Below are 16,686 nucleotides of genomic sequence, written 5' to 3'. Positions count from 1 at the left end.
GACAGCGATGGGGCAGAACCAGGACCGCACCAGCTACGACATCGGTGCTTCGACCGAGGTTCAGGGCGGCTTGCAGGTGATCATCGGCCGGATTGAGCTGGTACTCCACGACCGGGACGCCGCGGTGAAGTCAGCGATGGCCGACTTCACCGCCGACGGGGTCTCGGACGAGTACCACGGCAAGGAGATCCGTTGGAACCGCGCTGCGAACGAAGTGCGCGACATCATCCGTCTCGTACGCGGCACGCTGGAGCAGAACGACAGTACGGCTCAGTCGACGCTGGCCAGGGCAAAGTCCGCGGTCGACAACATCGGTTGACCTGCGGGCAAGAGGCCGGGAAGGCCGGGAAGACCAGCGCCAAGTCGTCGGAGCACTGTGGCGCGGCTTCGGTATGGGGTTCGGGAATCAGGGGGATTTTGTCGTGACGGCTTGGGACATCACCCAGTCCGGGGTGCAGACCGTGCTCAAAAATGCGGCGACGGCGGCTGAGGGGCTGTCGACTGCCGGCAAGGATATGGAGAAGACCCTGCCGAGCGCCGCGAAGTCGGCAGGCACGGTCGCGGGCCCCCACGCCCACGAGGCGCCGACCGGCGTGATCGAGGCTGCGCTGGGCGAGTTTCTCATGGCGCGGCAGAAGGACCTGGTCTATGTGGCGGTCCGTACCGCCAATTCGCTGAACGGGGCGGCCACAGCCACCAACTGGTACACCCAGGGCAATCTGGCGATGGCCGCGAACGCTCAGGCCACAGCGGTGCAGGAGCCCGTGATCGTTCTGTCCGATAAACCAGCGGGGGGCAGGCCGTGAGCGACAAGCTCATCAACCCGGCAGGCATACACCAATTCACCGGCAACCTGGCCCAGTTGGATCGCGACACGGCGGCACTGACCGGGCAGGCCGGGCACTTCCGGACAGCAGGCGCGGGCGTGCACAACACGTTCCAGGGGCTCTCGGCGTTCTATCACGCCCCGGAGGCCGACCAGTTGTTCGCCACCACCGCTCCGGTGGCCCTCAAGACGGACGCGTTCGCCGATGACTTGGAAAAGGTATCCGCCGCGCTCAGTGCGTACAGCACCGAGGTGCGCCCCCTGGTGGACCGGCTCGATGCCGTCACAGCCGACGCCCATACGTTCGTGTCCCAGGTCCAGGACGACGACAAGTGGCGCGAGGACGAGGACAAGGTCCAGCACAACAACGACCTCGTCTATGACGTCAACGCCATCATGGACGCGTTCTGGGCGGCCGAGCGCAGCTGCTGCGGCAAGATCACCGCACTGGTCGGCGGTGCCCCGCTCATCGTCGACGACGGTACCCACAAGCAAAACATGTACGGCTACAAGGCCGAGGATCTCGACCACGCCGAAGAGACGCCCTGGGGCTCGACCACCGAGCAGGAGTACTCCGGCTTGGCCTGGGCCGCTCACCAGGCCAAGAGCTACGTCTGGGACGGCTTCATCATCGACGGCGTGGTGGGCACCATCAGGGGGCTGGGCACCCTGTTCGTCGCCGACGGCTGGGATGCCGCGGGCCAGGCATGGACAAATCTGGCCAAACTGAGCACCGCCCTGACGATCACGACGATCCCGGGCCTGAGCACCATCTTCCTGGCCGCCCCCGACAAGGCACTGCCCTCCTGGATACGTGACTCGCGTACGGCACTGAAGGAGACGGGCAAGGCGCTGATCGCCTATGACGAATGGGGCAAGAACCCGGCTCGGGCGGCCGGCGCGGTCACCTTCAACGTCATCACCACGGTCCTCACTGACGGTGCGGGCACCGCTGCGAAGACCGGTGCAGCAGCACGGACCATCTCCCTCGTGGGCAAGTTCGGCCGCGTGGTGGATCCCATGACGTACGTCTTCAAGGCCGGAAGGGTCGCCTTCGTCAAGGTCGGAGACCTCATGGCAAACCTGAAGAACCTACGCACCGGCACCATCGTCGACGTCGCTGGCGGTGCCTACAAATTGCCGGGGCTGACGGACGTCGCACCTGCGCGCCCCCCGGTCTTGCCGGAGACCTCCGTCCGGCTGATCGATCCCGAGGGCAAGACGGTCTATCTGGACCCCAAGACGGGCGCCCTCCTCGACGAATCCGGCAAGGTCGTCCAGACCGTCGGCGACATCAAGGTCGAACCCTCGGCCGCCGAACGCGCCGGGGCCGAGCACAACCCGCTGCCGCAGCGGGAGCCGGTGCTGGTGGGAGCCCATCCCACGGCCCACGTGGGCGATGGGATCGGGACGAGGGGCCACGTTCCGGGGGGCATTGCTCATGACCTGAGACAGAGGCCATCAGCCAGTCACGCAGGAAGCTCTGGAGGACGCGGCGCCGACACCCTGCCCTCGGGGGCTCGCGATGGTGTCGATCAGACGGGACATGCTTCAGGCTCCGGTCACGGAACAGGTGACGAGGGTAGCGGGGGCGGCCATGTTCCGGGCCAACACGGAGGCTCCGGATCCGGTAGCAGCCACGAGGGGCGGCCACCGCACGGTCAAGAGCCCCCGCCCAGCCCACTCGAGATAATGCGGCACCAGGTTGTGCGTGCCAACAACGATCCCGCCTGGTTCAAGAAGTACTACCGGTCCAACGGCTACCGGCGCTTCACCAAACTCGACGGCGGGTACGGCCAGCGGCTGCCCAAGTTGGCGGCAGACCCGACCCATCCTGGTAAGTGGGTTGCGGCCAGCGACCTGCCGCCGGCGGTCGCCGAGAAGTACCTGCGTCCCGACCCCGTTCTCGGACACAGGACAGCGGTGAGTGACGACGCCCTGAAGCATCTCGACAGTGAGGCGACCAAGAGGCATCAGGCCATCGCGGCCGACAGGGCAGCAGAGAAGCGGCTGGCTGCCGCAGAGAAGGCGTACGAGGCCAATCCCACTCAGGAACTGGCCGACGCAATGGCTCACTCGGACGCAACGCATTCGCCCCTGCACGGTCAAATGAGCCGGGCAAGCGAAATGTTTGGCGAGAACGTCGCCGAACACCACGCGATTCCCGAGAATTATCCCCACGCGGAGCGACTCGACGACGGGGCACTCGGAAACAACCGGTTCGACCAGGTCTACAGGACTGCGGACGGACGGTACGTGGTAGTCGAGGCCAAGGGATCCGAAAAAGCCCAACTCGGCACGCGAAAAGGGCATACTGGACAGCGGGTAACGCAGGGGACACCGGAGTACTTCGAAACGATCCTCAACGAGATGGATAAGCGCGCGGACAAGGCCAAGAGAACGCCCGAGGGCCGGGCAGAGAAGGCCTTGGCGAAGCAGCTTCGCGTGGCACTCAAGAATGGCAACGTTGACTACGTACTGGTCAAGGCGAAGCCCGACGGCGCTCGGTATGCTGGCTACCAGATGAAACAGTTCGACATCTCACCATGAGGAAGCAGCCAATGGCACCGAAGATTTCCCGACCCGAGTACGACCCGGGCGAAGATTCCGCGGAGTGGCTGCAGGAGATCGACGAGGACACCCTCGAAGAGATCGATGATCTCTCAGACTCACCGGACATGTTCGGCCTGACCTTCAGTAAGACCCTCAACACGGCCTTTGTCCACTGCCTCCACGATCCGACCGCGAACACGATCGAATCGTGGGAGGCCTGGGTCGCGGCCATGCAGACCGGATCCGCCCTGTTCGCGTCGGCGAGCGCGCCGGAGGGGACGACGGTCGAGTGCATGATCGCGCACAAAGTGCGGACGATCCCGGCCTCCGGGACGCGCCACTTCGCACATGCCGCCACTTGGCTTGAGGCGTTCTGGCTCGCTGTCATCTGCCGTGACCAGGCCCGCATGACCCAGCTCTGCAACGTCCCGATCGAGCAGCTGCGGGCCTCGGGCGCGCAATTCGAGGAGTACATCTACCACTGGGTGGACGCCCTCCAGACATACTGGCTGGAACGCCCGGGCCTCGGCGAGAAGCTGGTGACGGCCTTCGACGGGACCTCCCCGGACACGCTCCGGTCCGTCGACCGCGAGCTTATGCTCAAGATCCTTTATCCGCCGCTCAACCTCTTCCACCGCTTCATCAGCCAGGACCCGGAGAAGTTCAACGACGCGCTCGTAGAAGCGATCCAACTGCACAAGGAGTACTGGACAGCCGACGAGGAACGCAGCGAAGACCTCAGCGGTGCCGTCGCCCTCGCCCCGCTGGCCATCGCCTGCCTCGCCTACGACGCCGGACGTCCCATCGACGTCGAATCCGAGTATGTGCCCGAGAACCTCCTCGATCGCAGCTGGCTGGGCGAGTTCGAGATCTGAGCGCCCCAGGCCCCGCATCCGCCGCCTCGTCCGGCGGCCACCATGTCCACCGCACCAGGAGCACCATGTCATTCCCGCCCTCTCCCCCTCCCGCCGTGGGCCCGGCGCAGCCGCCTTCGCAGTTCGGGCCGCAGGTGGGTCAGTACCCCGTCCACCCCGGTTCTGGGTATCCCCCCTACTCGGGCACTGGTACTGGGTACCCGGCCTACCCCGGCGCCGGGTTCCAGCCGGGGGCGCTCGCGCCGGCGGACGTGGGGGCGCGGCTCGGGGCGCGGTTGATTGACCTGGTGTTCTGGTTCGTGGGCTACGGGGTGCTCGCTGTGCCGCTGGCGATGTGGATCGACCGGTCGGGTCCGGCCGCATCCGGGGTGCCGCGGACAGTCTTGATCTGCTGGCTCGTTGCCTCGCTCGCGCTCTATTTCCCGTTCAGCATCGGGAAGTTCGGGATGACCCTCGGTAAGCGCATCTGCGGCATACGAATCGTGCGGCGTGTGGCGGGAGAGCCAGTCGGGTTCTGGCGGGCTGTCGGCCGGGAGTCCTTCTGGCTCGTCGCGATTGTCATCCCCGTCCTCAGCCTCCTCGACCCGTTGTGGTGCTACTGGGACAAGCCGTTCCGGCAGTGCCTGCACGACAAGGTCGCGGACACCATGGCTGTGGAGCGGTAGGGGCTGGAGCCAGGGCGAAGAGCGAGCCGCATAGACCAGGGAGCAGGTATCGGTGTCAGCTCAGGATTACGACAGTCAGTTGCTGGAGTCGGTGTCGGTACGGCGCCGACGGCTGCGGGATGCCGTCTTGTTCGGGGGGCAGCGGCAGCGGCGGTCGGTGGATGAGCGGCTGGGGAAGGTATTTGTCGGGGTGGTGATCGCGGCTGTGCTGTGTGCCGGCTGCGTTGGCTGGTCGTTCATTTCTCACCGGCTGATCGGGAAGATGTCCGGGCCCTCTGTCCAGCAGCATCCTTCGCCTCCCGTGACGCCTTCGGCTCGATGATAGGTTCGAATACGTGATAAATACGGGGTCCTTGAGCCGTACAGCATTGAGCCGGGTCACTCTGGTCGGTGAGCGGCGGCGTGTTGACCTCGTACTGCCGTCGCAGGAGCCGATCGGTCTTCTTCTGCCCGACGTTATGCGGCTGCTGGACGACAGGCCCAGCGGACGGCCCCTGTTGCGTCATCTGGTGACGGCCGATGGCTCCGCGCTGGCGCACGAGAGCACGCTGGAATCGGCCGGGGTACCGGACGGTGCGGTGCTGCGGCTGGTGCGCGCGGAGGATGCCCCATCGGCTCCCGTGGTGCATGACGTCACCGATGGGGCCGCCGCTGATCTGGACGTACGCGTGTGGCGGTGGCGGCCCTCGACCCGCAGGGTGGTGGCCGGGCTGGCCACCGTGCTGTGGGCGCTGGCGGCCGGAGTGCTGGCCCGCGAGGAGTTCCCGGTCTCCGTCGTGAGCAGTGTGCTGCTGGCCGTCGCCGCGACGTCGGCGCTCGTGGGGGCCGCATTGGGCAGAGCGCGGAAGCTCGCTCTGGCCACCACGCTGATCGTCACGGCCGGATCGCTCGGTGTGCTGGGGGCCTGGACACTGGCCGATGCCCATGCTCTGTCGGGCGGGTCACGACTGGCCGGCGTGGCGTTGGCCATGGTCGTGGCGCTCGTACTGCTCGGGGCGTTCTCGCCGCTGGGGCGCGGCGGGTTGGTCGGTGCGGCGGCGGTGGCAGGCTGCGCGGTCTGCTGGGAGATCGCGATCGCGCTGCAGTCGGCCGCCGCTCCGGCGGTGGGGCAGGCCCGCGCGGGGGCGCTTTTGGCGGTGGTGTCGTTGGTGGTGCTGGGTGTGTTGCCACGGCTGGCATTGATGGCTTCGGGGCTGTCGCGGCTTGACGATCACCGTTCGGGCGGGACGTCGGTGAGCCGGTATCAGGTGGCGACCGCGCTGACGGCCACTCACCGCGGGCTGGCGCTCGCCACGGTGGTGATGGCCGTTTCGGCGGCCGCGGCTGCGATCTTGGTGTTGCGGACCCCGACGGTGTGGACCTTTCCGCTCGCGGCGGCTGTGGCCGTGGTGCTGGCGCTGCGGATGCGGGCGTTCCCCCTGATCGCCGAAGTGGTGGGGTTGCTGGCGGCGGCCGCGGTGGTGGCCGGCCGGTTGGCCTGGGTGTGGCTGGAGCGTTCTGGTTCCGGCACGGTGGGGCCGCTGGCCCTGTTGGTGGTGCTGGCCGTGACCCCGCTGGTGGTACTGGCCGTTGAGCCTGCGGATCATGTGCGGGTCCGGCTGCGGCGGTTCGGTGACGCTGTGGAGTCCGTCGGAGTGATCGCTATGCTCCCGTTGCTGATGGGGATGTTCGGTGTGTATGGGCGTCTGCTCTCCACATTCGCGTGAAGGGGCGGGCACCGGACATGGCAGAGGGTGACTGGCAGCACGACGTGCTGCGGGAGTTGAGGCAAAGCGCGCTCGCAGCGGATTCGCGGGCAGTGGATCCGAGCGCGGCAGATCGCAGCGCGGGGCAGGCCAACGGCGGGGATTCGAGGGTGGAAGTTCCGGACGCGACGGCAGGCCCGGCCGGTTCCGGACAGCTCGAATCAGCTGACGGCTCGCCCGCCGCTTCCGCCGCTTCCACGGGTTACACGAAGTCCTCGGAGGAGCTGGCGAGTCCGCGCCCGGGCGCCACGCCATCCGCACCACCCCCACCCTCTCTACCGGCCGGGGCGGCGCTTCCGCCAGAGCCCGCGAAGCGCTACCGCCGCCTCCCGATGGTCACGCCGGAGTCGGTCCCCACGGTCGATCCCCGCCTCGCCCTCGCCATGGGCAACTCCCCGCACGGGGACTCCCTGACCCGGCGTACCGCACGCTCCCTGCGCAAACTCACCACCGCCCCCTCCCAGGACGTGGCCGAGGAGTCCCGTATCGCCCGGGAGGTGCAGCAGCCGGTGACCACCGGCCGGGTGATCGCCGTCACCTCGATCAGGGGCGGAGTGGGCAAGACCACCGTCTCCGCGCTGCTGACCCGTACCTTCAATCACTACCGGCACGATCCGGTGCTCGCGCTGGAGGCCGACGCCGCCCTGGGCACCCTGCCTGTACGGCTGGGCGCGCAGTCGGTGCGCTGGTCGTGCGCCGAACTGGCCCAACTGCTCACCCCGTCCATGCTCCTGACGGACGTCACCGGCTATCTGGTGCCGGTGGCGGACGGCGGCTGGCTACTGCCCGCCGGTCAGGGCCGGGTCGGCGCGCCGCTGGATGTGGCCACCTACCGGACGGTGTCGCTGGCGCTGCGGCGGTATTTCGCGGTGACGGTGGTGGACTGCGAATCGCTGCCGGGCGAGGTGGCCCGTACGGCGATGGACACCGCCCACGCGCGCGTGGTGGTCGCCCCGATGACCGCGGAGGGCGTGAACGGCACCCGTGTCGTACTGGACTGGCTGGCGCGGCTGCCGCACTCGGCGCTGGCGGCCACCGTGGTCGCCCTGACCGCGAACTCGCCCGACCTGGTGCTTGATCCGAAGGCTGCCACCGCGCATCTGCGCGAGACAGGAGTCACGGTGGTGCCTGTCCCGTACGACCGCCATCTGGCCGCAGGAGGCCCTATCCACACCGCTCGGCTCAGTGAGGCCACCCGCCGGGCGGCCACCCGGCTGGCCGCCGAAGCGCTCGGGCGGGCGGTGCTCGCGCGATGACGCAACAACTGGTCCACCGCCCGGCGCGCTCGACCCGGCCGCTCGACCCGGTTCAGCCCCGCACCATTGAGCCTCCGCCGAATCTGCCCGAGGGCAAGACGGGCAAGGGCGCGACCGCGCTGTTGCCGATGGCCGGGGTGATGAGCTCGGTCGTGATGATGACGGTCATCCGCAACAGCCAGTTCGCGGGTCTGGGCGCTGTGGTGCTGGTGGTCGCGCTGCTGGGAGCGGTGGCGCTGTTCGTGTCCCAGCGGGGCAAGGCGCAGCGCACCCGGCGTACCCAGCGCGAGCGGTATCTGGAGTATCTGGAGGAGCTGCGTGAGGAGCTCGGGGTGGCGGAGCGCGCGCGACGCCAGGCGGCCCGGTTGCTCAGTCCGCCGCCGCAGGCGCTGTACGACCTGGTGAATGACCCGGCGCGGTTGTGGGAGCGCCGCCGGGCCGATGCAGACTTCCTGCGGATTCGGGTGGGTACCGGCATCGTGCCCGTATCGCATCTGGCGATCGGCCAGAACAGCGCCGGAGGTGTCCTGACGCCGCCGGATCCGTTCATGTTGAACGAGGCGCGCTCGGTGCTGACCCGGTTCGGCACGGCGATGGATTTCCCGTTGACGGTTCCGCTGGACCGGGCCGGGAACGTCAGCATCGTCGGGGACCGTGACGGTGTGCTGCGCATCGCACGGGCCCTGTTGATCCATACCGCGGTGACGCATGCGCCGGAGGATGTGGCGTTCGGGCTCGGGGTGCCGGGCGGGCGGCTGGCGGAGTGGGAGTGGGTCAAGTGGTTGCCCCATGTGCTGGATGCTCAGGAACTCGCCGGGCCCGTGGCCGCCCGCCGGATCGCGCCGAGCCTGCCGCAGCTGGCCCAGGTCCTCGGCGCCGATCTGCGGCAGCGGGCGTCGTACGCCGCGGAGGTTCGCCGCGGGCTGTCCGACAAGAACGCGCTGAAGCTCGTCGGCCGGCTCCTGGTGATCAGCGACGAATACGGCGGGACCGCCGTCGAACTGGCCCGCCCCGATACGGCTGTCGCCCTGACGGACATGGGGGTGACGGTGCTGCACCTGCTGGAGCGACAGGTGCACGAGCCGGACGAGGTGAGCGTCCGGATCACCGTCGACGGCGACCAGGTGACGGTCGAGGACCTGCGTGCGGAAGATCTGCGCACGTCGGATGCCGTGGCCGCCTACGGGACGTCGGACGCCGTGAGCGCCGCGAGCTGCGAAGGGCTCGCACGCACGCTGGCTCCGCTGCGGCTGTCGGCCGAGTCGCTGGCCGAGGGCACCCCGGTGTCCGGCGCGGTGGACTTCGCCGAGATGCTGGGCATCGACGATCCGGCAGCCCTGGATCTCGACCAGTTGTGGGCGAAGCGCGGTGAACGGTCCTTCCTGCGCGTCCCGATCGGCCTCAACGACCGGCACCAGCCGGTGCTGCTGGACCTGAAAGAATCCTCCGAGCTCGGCATGGGCCCGCACGGTCTGTGCGTGGGGGCCACCGGCTCCGGCAAGAGCGAGTTGCTGCGCACCCTCGTGCTGGCCCTGGTCGTCTCGCATCCGCCGGAGGATCTGGCGATGGTCCTGGTCGACTACAAGGGTGGCGCAACGTTCGCTCCGTTCGCTCAGCTGCCGCACGTCGCCGGTGTGATCACGAATCTGGAGAACCAGGCCGGCCTCGTCGAACGCGTCCACACCAGCCTCGCGGGCGAGGTCAAGCGCCGCCAGCAGGTCCTCAAGGACGCCGGGAACATTGCCGACATCGGGCACTACGCGGCGCTGCGCACCCGGCGGCCGGACCTGGATCCGCTTCCCCACCTGTTCGTCGTGATCGACGAGTTCGGTGAACTTCTCACCGCCAAGCCCGACTTCATCGACCTGTTCCTCTCCATCGGGCGCATCGGCCGCTCGATCGGTGTGCATCTGCTGCTGTCCAGCCAGCGCATCGAGGCCGGCAAGCTCAAGGGCCTGGAAACGTATCTGTCCTACCGCCTCGGCCTGCGGACCTTCTCCGCCGACGAGTCGCGCACCGTGCTGGACACCACGGACGCCTTCCATCTGCCGCCGCTGCCGGGCTTCGGCTACCTCAAGGTCGACACCTCCGCGTACGAACGCTTCAAGGCGGGATACGTCTCCGGCGCCTACCGGGGCCACTCCCCGAGCGGGACCACGGACGCCGGCCCGCTCGCCTGGCCGTATCCGACGTTCAACACCCCCAGCGCGGACGGCAACGGAACCGGCACCGGAACCAGCGCAGGCGATGCCGAACCCGTGATGCGCGAGCGGGAGACCGGGCCGACCGTGATGTCGACCATGGTCGGCCAACTCCGCGCCGCCGCCGAGCCGGTACGGCGGGTATGGCTCCCCCCGCTGCCCGACACCCTCACCCTCGACGCCGCCGCCGGACCCGTTCAGGTATCCGAGCGCGGCCTCCACCTCACCCACCGCCCCGGCCCGATGCGGGTGCCGCTCGGCCTGCTCGACGACCCCGCCCGGCAGTGGCAGGGACCGTGGAATCTGGACCTCACCATCGCCGGCGGCCACATCGCCGTCATCGGCGGCCCCCAGTCCGGCAAGACCACCCTGCTCCGCACCCTCGCCCTGTCGCTGGCTCTCACTCACACCCCTGATGAAGTCGCTCTCTACGGACTCGACCTCGTCGGCGGCGGACTGGGCGCGCTGGCCGGGCTGCCGCACGTCGGCGGCATCGCCGGACGGGCCGACACCGAGCGCGCCGCCCGGACCGTCGCCGAGGTCCGCGCCATGCTCGCCACCCGCGAGGAGCTCTTCCGCGAGCACGGCATCGACTCCGTCGACCAGCTGCGCAGCCTGCGCGCCCAGGGCAGACTGCCCGAGCTCGGCTCCACCGACGTCGTGCTGCTGATCGACGGATTCGGCGCGCTCCGGGACGAGTTCGCGGCCCTCGACGACGTCATCGCCGACCTGCTCAAACGCGGCAGCGGCTACGGCATCCACGTGGTCGGGGGGATGCTGCGCTGGAACGACGTACGAATCGCCACCCAGTCGATGTTCGGCACCCAGCTCGAACTGCGCCTCAACGACCCCAGCGACTCCGCGATCGACCGCAAACTCGCAGAAACGCTCAGCACCGATACGCCGGGCCGGGTCCTGACCAACGGCAAGCTCTTCGCCCAGGCCGCTCTGCCCCGTATCGATGCGCTGCCCACCACCGTCGATCTCGGCCCAGCCCTGGAAGACGCGGCCAGAACGGTCCGTGCCACCTGGCACGGGGAGCCCGCGGCCCCCGTACGCGTCCTGCCCACCCGCCTGCCCGCCAGCAAACTCCCGGCCCTGGCAGCCGAGCCGAGAAAAGCTCCCATCGGCGTCGACCAGGACACCCTCGCTCCCGTACTCCTGGACCTGTTCGAGCACGACCAGCATCTGCTGATCCTCGGCGACAGCGAGTGCGGCAAAACCAACCTGCTCAAACTCTTCGCCCAGCAGCTCATCGACCGGTACACCGACGAAGAACTGGTCTTCGCGGTCTTCGACCCGCGCCGAGGCCTGCGCGGCCTGATACCCGAGCCATACCGCGGCGGCTACGCGCACAACGGCAGGATCAGCACCGCCCTGGCCGCGGGCATCGCCAAGGAGCTCGACAAGCGGCTGCCCGACGAGAGCGTCGACCACGACACGCTCCCCGACGGTCCCGCCTTCACCGGTCCGCGCATCGTCATCCTCATCGACGACTACGACATCCTCACCACCGCCGGACAGCAACCGCTCGCCGCCTTCCTGCCCTATGTCTCGTCCGCCCAGGACATCGGACTGCACTTCGTCGTCGCCCGCCGCGTCGCCGGATCTTCTCGCGCACTGTACGAGCCGTTCCTGACCACCCTGCGCGAAACCGGCACCGCCGCCCTCCTCATGACCGGCGACCGCACCGAGGGCCAGCTCTTCCCCGGCCTGTACGCCTCCGCGCAGCCGCCCGGCCGCGGCACCCTGATCCGCCGCGGCCGCCCCCACCAACTGATCCAGACCGCCCTGGCCCCGGAACGCGACCCGGGACAGGACGCGACGGACAACTCGGGACACGACGTGAGGCTCGGCTCATGACCAAGGACGTCATCGCTCTCACCCCGAAAATGCCGGACACCTGGACGCTGCTCGCCGGGCTCTACGCGGGCGGGCCCGGCCTCGACGTCAGCTCCACCCACGACGGGGCGGTCATCCAGCTCTGCACACCCGGCGGCCGCCCGCTGGTCTGCGTCGAAGCACCGCTGCTCGTCCAGGTCCCCGGCGAGGCCGAACGACTACTGGGTGTCCGACCAGCCAACGGCGACGGCCCCTACTGGTGGACCGAAGCCCGTGCCTCCACCGCCACTCCCGGGGCAGAACGCCTCGCCGGTTCCGTCATCGGCCGCCTCACCGCCCTGCTCGGCGGCATCACCTGGCCCGCCGGAGCCGCCACCACCGGCGTCGTCCACATCACCGGCACCGAAGACCCAACCGTCACCGCACACCCCATGCCCAGCGCTCATTCCGCCGTGGACGTCCTCACCGACACCACCGCCGTCGTTCTGGCCGACCGGCCCGTCATCGCGCTGACCTCCTGGCTCTCCGACATCCTGCGCACGGTGGCAACCACCGAGCGCTCACTGCAGATCGTCACCCCGCCCCACGTACGCCTCAGCCTGCCGCTGCGCACGGCTCTGACCGGCGCCCCCAACCGCTGGGTCGTCCAGGACCCGGACTGCGGCTACTACGACGGACTGTCCGGCGCGGTACTGCGCTGGCAGGACGGCACCTTCGCCCCAGCCCCCACGGCCGGCACGGCCCATGCCGAATCCGGGGAGCCACCGGTGGCCGAGGCGTTCAGCGGCCCGGCCCTCACCTCGGAACGGCAGCTCATCGTCTCGTTCCGCACCCTGCACGAGCCCGACACCAACCTCGTCCTCGGCCGGGCACTGCGGACAGCCTGGACGACACTGACCGGATCGCCCCCCGCCGGCTGGAGCACCGCCGAACCCATCAACCTACCCTGGTCCGAGGGACAGTTGACCGCCCTCGCCCGCGACCGCGCCCCCGAACCGACCCAACTCCTCGCCGTCGGCCACCCCAACCGCCCCGCCCTCGCCACCACCCGAATCACCCGCACCACCGCCGGAGTCGCCGAAGACACCGTCCTGACCCTCGGCTACAACGCGGACGAATCCCCACCACTCGACGCACTCGAACCACTCGCCCGGGCCCTGGTCACCGACCACGGCCTCACCGCCATGCTCGCCTCCCTGCGCCGGGCCCGCCGGGACCTCAGCGTCCCCCCGCACTTCGAAGCCCCACCCATTCCCCTGTCCCTCACCCTCGGCGCCCGCGACGTACGCGACATCGGCCTCGCCCACGCCCGCCGCCCACCTGTGAACCTCCAACCCAGCCAACTCGGCCCACCCTCCTACCCCGCACTCCACTACAGCCTCGGAGACGGCACCAACGCCCAGGCGTGGACAACATTCCAGCACCTCATGGACCACCTGAACAGATCATGAATCGGTTGCCGTAGACCCTGGTGTTGGCGCACCTAAGACATGCGGTGAACAACCGGCCGGCTACGGTGCCGGAGCCGAGCCAGCACGCGAATGATCCCGGTCGCGCCGACGACCGTCACCTCCGTATCTTCCTGGGCGACGAACTCGATCGAGCCGCTGCACTACTCGATGAGCCGGCGCGGGTAGCCCGTGTCCAAGAGCGCGCACCCGATGGCCTGTGCCACACCGAGACCAGCTCAGACGCCTCCGATGACGGCTTACGCCAGGGACTTTTCAGGGACTTTCAGCTCTGTCCGAGGGACTTCTGAGGGACGTTTTGCCGCCTAACAGGGCAAGCCCCTGAAAGACCGGAAAGGGCCTCCGACGCAGGTCAGAGGCCCTTCCTCAAGCAAAGCCGCTGGTGGCGGCGGACGAGTCGGCCTGTACGCCGGGAACACTCCTACTTCGCACGTCGTCCGTTCGCCCGGAGCCGTCCGCGCCCACCTGAAGCCTTCTCCTCGCCCGGGTGGAGCGTGGACTACTCCAAGCCTGCCGGGTCTATTCGCCGGCCAGTCCCGAGTGGGTCCGGTACATCTGATGCCCTGCTCGACGCAACCCGGCATGGGGCCGCCCGCTCTATGAGGCCAGATCATGGTCGGTGGCGACGGGCGGCCCGCTGTCTGTCCATGCCGGCACTTGGTTGTCGATACACAGGACGCGGAGCAGGTCTGCGGTCAGCACTCGGTACGCGGTGCCGAGTCGCAGAATCTTGACCGGATACCCGCCCTGCTTGGCCAGCGTGTATCCGGTGCTGCGGCCGACCGATAGAGCCCGGTTGGCGGTGTCCAGGTCGATCGCGGCCGGGAGAGCCAGCAGCTCCTCACGTGTCATTGCTTGCGCACCACGGGCAGCTTTTGATGTAGCCATGACGTACTCCTAGGGGTCCAGCGGGCATCTTCCAGAGAATAACTATCACGGATGTTGCGGCGAACCATTTTTGCTCTGTATCTTGTAGCCATGACAACCGATGATTGGCCGAAGGGACTCACCACCCGGATCGCCGAGCAGATCCGCGCAGTACGCAAGGCCGCAGGCCTCACCGTGGCAGAGCTGTCCCAGGCGTGCGCCGACCGCGGGCTGCCCATCCCGGGCACCACGATCACCAACCTGGAAAACGGCCGACGGCACTCCGTCGACCTGGGCGAGTTCCTCGTCCTTGCCGATGCTCTTGGCATCCCGCCGATCAGCCTGCTGTTCCCACTCAACGCGGCCCCGATCATGACCGTACTGCCAGGCCGGGAGATGTCCGCGTGGGAGGCCGTGACCTGGTTCACCGGCGAGACACCGACCACCGAGGCAATTCCCGCAGACAGCCCCCGGGAACTGCTCGAGACCTTCCGGGCCTACAGCGACGCGGTGGCCACCGCCCGGGTCTCAACATCCCTGGCGAAGGCGAGACGGCGCAAAGCGAGCACCACCCTGGATCCCGCACGCCGCGCCACGTTGCTGGAGACCGCCGCCGGATACGACGAACTCGCCTTCGATGACTGCCGGGAACTGCGCGACTTCCGCAACGCCCTGCGCGAGCGCGGCCTCGCGCCTCCAGAGCTGCCCGCTGAACTCGCATTCGTCGACGCGGTCGACAGCGATGACGCCCAGTAGCGCAAGCCCGGGCCCTGCCACCAAGCCCCCTGCACGGACACGCGCATCGGCTCAGCCGCGCTCTTGCTTCCGCCGGAGGCCTTCGCATCGACGGCTGATCATCCTCAACGGCACCGAAGCATCGCCCCGGTCTACAGCTCTGCTCCTCAGCCGCGCCCCACCCACGGCGGCTGATCGTCCCACCCACTCCAGCACGGAAGAAGAGGCGTGAAGGAACCCATACGCAAGATCACCCACAAGGACGGGCGCACCCGCTACCGGCTTGTCGTGGACATCGGCGATGACGCCGCCGGGAAACGGCAGCAGCTCACCCGCACCTACAACACCAAGAAGGAGGCCCTGAGCGAACTCTCCCGCATCCGACACGAGGTCCACGCCGGGACCTTCGTCGCCCCGGCCAGGACCACGGTCAACGCCTGGCTCGACACCTGGCTCAAGAGCGCCATCCGAGACGTCGAGGAAGCCACCGCAGCGAACTACGAGGACGCCCTCCGTGCCGTGCGCACCCACCTCGGCGACAAGGAACTCCAGCAGCTCCTCGAAGCGGACATCGAGAGCCTTATCGACTGGATGCTGACCGCAGGGCGCATACGCGGCGGCAAGCGCGGCACCGGACTCGGCATACGGTCCGTCAGGCTCACCCTCGGACGCCTGCGCGCCGCTCTCAACGTGGCCGTACGCAGGCAACTGATCGTGCGCAACGTCGCCGAGCACGTCACCATCCCCCGGCAGGCGCGGGAGGCGGCGCAGGCCATGAAGGCCGGCCGCGAACCCTGGACAGAGAAGGAAGTCGTGCCGTTCCTACGGCAAATCGCCACAGACCGGCTGCAAGCGCCCATGCTCCTGCTCCTGCTCGGACTGCGGCCGGCCGAGGTGTGCGGGCTGCGCTGGTCGGACGTCGACCTGGAGACAGGCATCATCGCCGTGGCCGAGACCCGGACGAACGTCGAGACGAAAGTGGTGGTCAAGGCACCCAAAACAGCGGCCGGAAAGCGAAAGCTCCCGATGCCCTCGATCGTCCTCGTGGCACTCAAGGCGTTCCACGCGACACAGGCCAAGGAGAAGCTCGCCGCCGGCGCCGAATACGCGGCCTCGGGGCGCGTGGTGGTCGACGAGTTCGGCGGGGCGGTGAAGACCGACTGGCTCCGCCGCCGCTGCTACAAGCTCATGGAAGCCGCCAAGGTCCGGCGAGTCCGACCCTACGACGCGCGGCACGCATGCCTGACCTGGCTCGCCGCCTCCGGAGTGCCGGACGTCGTGGTGTCCGCGTGGGCCGGCCACAGCGACCTGTCGTTCACCAAGCGGGTCTACGTCCACCCGAACACCGAACACCTACGGGTGGCCGCCGACCACATGGACAAGGTCCTCGGCCAGAAGTGATCACAAAACCGATGTGAGAAGTTGTGAGACGCACGCCCTCGGAAACGACTCAGGGCCCCGTCTCACCGAAGTGAAACGAGGCCCTGACCTGCGACTGTGGAGTGAACTCCCAGTCGGGACGACAGGATTTGAACCTGCGACCCCTTGACCCCCAGTCAAGTGCGCTACCAAGCTGCGCCACGTCCCGGTGCTCGGTCGTTCTGGGGTTTTTCCCCTGGCTGACCGCGCATGAGAACAATACCGCACTTGGG

Annotated in this window: 12 protein-coding genes and 1 tRNA gene; 11 read left to right on the top strand and 2 right to left on the bottom strand. The window is 68.5% G+C overall.

Annotation, left to right across the window (positions count from 1 at the left end; all coding sequences use genetic code 11):
- The first annotated feature begins 7 nt into the window (after positions 1-7).
- The 9 genes from QMK24_RS29985 (at position 8) to QMK24_RS29940 (ending at position 13,414) form a co-directional block, all read left to right on the top strand.
- Positions 8-319: a pore-forming ESAT-6 family protein gene (locus tag QMK24_RS29985; RefSeq protein ID WP_283469964.1), complete on the top strand. Its 312-nt coding sequence runs from the start codon at positions 8-10 to the stop codon at positions 317-319.
- Between the two features lie 103 nt (positions 320-422).
- Entirely contained in the window at positions 423-806 is a 384-nt protein-coding gene (locus tag QMK24_RS29980) for a DUF6507 family protein (protein ID WP_283469963.1), read from the top strand.
- Positions 803-3,376 (top strand): hypothetical protein, encoded by a 2,574-nt coding sequence (locus QMK24_RS29975; protein WP_283469962.1) that lies wholly within the window; start codon positions 803-805, stop codon positions 3,374-3,376. The genes QMK24_RS29980 and QMK24_RS29975 overlap by 4 nt, the downstream gene beginning before the upstream one ends.
- A gap of 11 nt (positions 3,377-3,387) precedes the next feature.
- A complete protein-coding gene (locus QMK24_RS29970; RefSeq protein ID WP_283469961.1) occupies positions 3,388-4,254 on the top strand; it encodes an immunity 49 family protein in 867 nt (288 codons plus the stop codon).
- A gap of 65 nt (positions 4,255-4,319) precedes the next feature.
- The gene (locus QMK24_RS29965) at positions 4,320-4,919 is read left to right on the top strand and encodes an RDD family protein (RefSeq protein ID WP_283469960.1); all 600 of its coding nucleotides are present in this window, start codon (positions 4,320-4,322) and stop codon (positions 4,917-4,919) included.
- 335 nt (positions 4,920-5,254) lie between these two features.
- A complete protein-coding gene (gene eccD, locus QMK24_RS29955; protein WP_283469958.1) occupies positions 5,255-6,625 on the top strand; it encodes a type VII secretion integral membrane protein EccD in 1,371 nt (456 codons plus the stop codon).
- Between the two features lie 371 nt (positions 6,626-6,996).
- Entirely contained in the window at positions 6,997-7,920 is a 924-nt protein-coding gene (locus tag QMK24_RS29950) for a CpaE/TadZ family protein (protein WP_349307903.1), read from the top strand.
- On the top strand, positions 7,917-11,984 hold the full coding sequence (eccCb, locus tag QMK24_RS29945; RefSeq protein WP_283469956.1) for a type VII secretion protein EccCb: 4,068 nt from the start codon (positions 7,917-7,919) through the stop codon (positions 11,982-11,984). Before QMK24_RS29950 ends, eccCb begins: the two co-directional genes overlap by 4 nt.
- Positions 11,981-13,414 (top strand): DUF6177 family protein, encoded by a 1,434-nt coding sequence (locus QMK24_RS29940; RefSeq protein ID WP_283469955.1) that lies wholly within the window; start codon positions 11,981-11,983, stop codon positions 13,412-13,414. The genes eccCb and QMK24_RS29940 overlap by 4 nt, the downstream gene beginning before the upstream one ends.
- 615 nt (positions 13,415-14,029) lie before the next feature.
- Here the strand turns inward: QMK24_RS29940 and QMK24_RS29935 are convergent.
- Positions 14,030-14,320: an integrase gene (locus tag QMK24_RS29935; protein WP_502962614.1), complete on the bottom strand. Its 291-nt coding sequence runs from the start codon at positions 14,318-14,320 to the stop codon at positions 14,030-14,032.
- 90 nt (positions 14,321-14,410) lie between these two features.
- Between QMK24_RS29935 and QMK24_RS29930 the strand changes: the two genes are divergently transcribed.
- Together QMK24_RS29930 and QMK24_RS29925 are read left to right on the top strand one after the other, a co-directional pair.
- Positions 14,411-15,055: a helix-turn-helix domain-containing protein gene (locus QMK24_RS29930; protein WP_283469953.1), complete on the top strand. Its 645-nt coding sequence runs from the start codon at positions 14,411-14,413 to the stop codon at positions 15,053-15,055.
- 207 nt (positions 15,056-15,262) lie between these two features.
- Positions 15,263-16,435 (top strand): site-specific integrase, encoded by a 1,173-nt coding sequence (locus tag QMK24_RS29925; RefSeq protein ID WP_283469952.1) that lies wholly within the window; start codon positions 15,263-15,265, stop codon positions 16,433-16,435.
- 113 nt (positions 16,436-16,548) lie between these two features.
- On the opposite strand, the gene QMK24_RS29920 is transcribed toward QMK24_RS29925, so the two are convergent.
- Positions 16,549-16,622, bottom strand: a tRNA-Pro gene (locus QMK24_RS29920).
- Between the last annotated feature and the right edge of the window lie 64 nt (positions 16,623-16,686).

It is taken from the genome of Streptomyces sp. PH10-H1, assembly GCF_030063355.1.
Lineage (GTDB): Bacteria > Actinomycetota > Actinomycetes > Streptomycetales > Streptomycetaceae > Actinacidiphila.
Note: the sequence above shows the minus strand (reverse complement) of the source record. Positions and strands in the feature narration are given on the sequence as shown.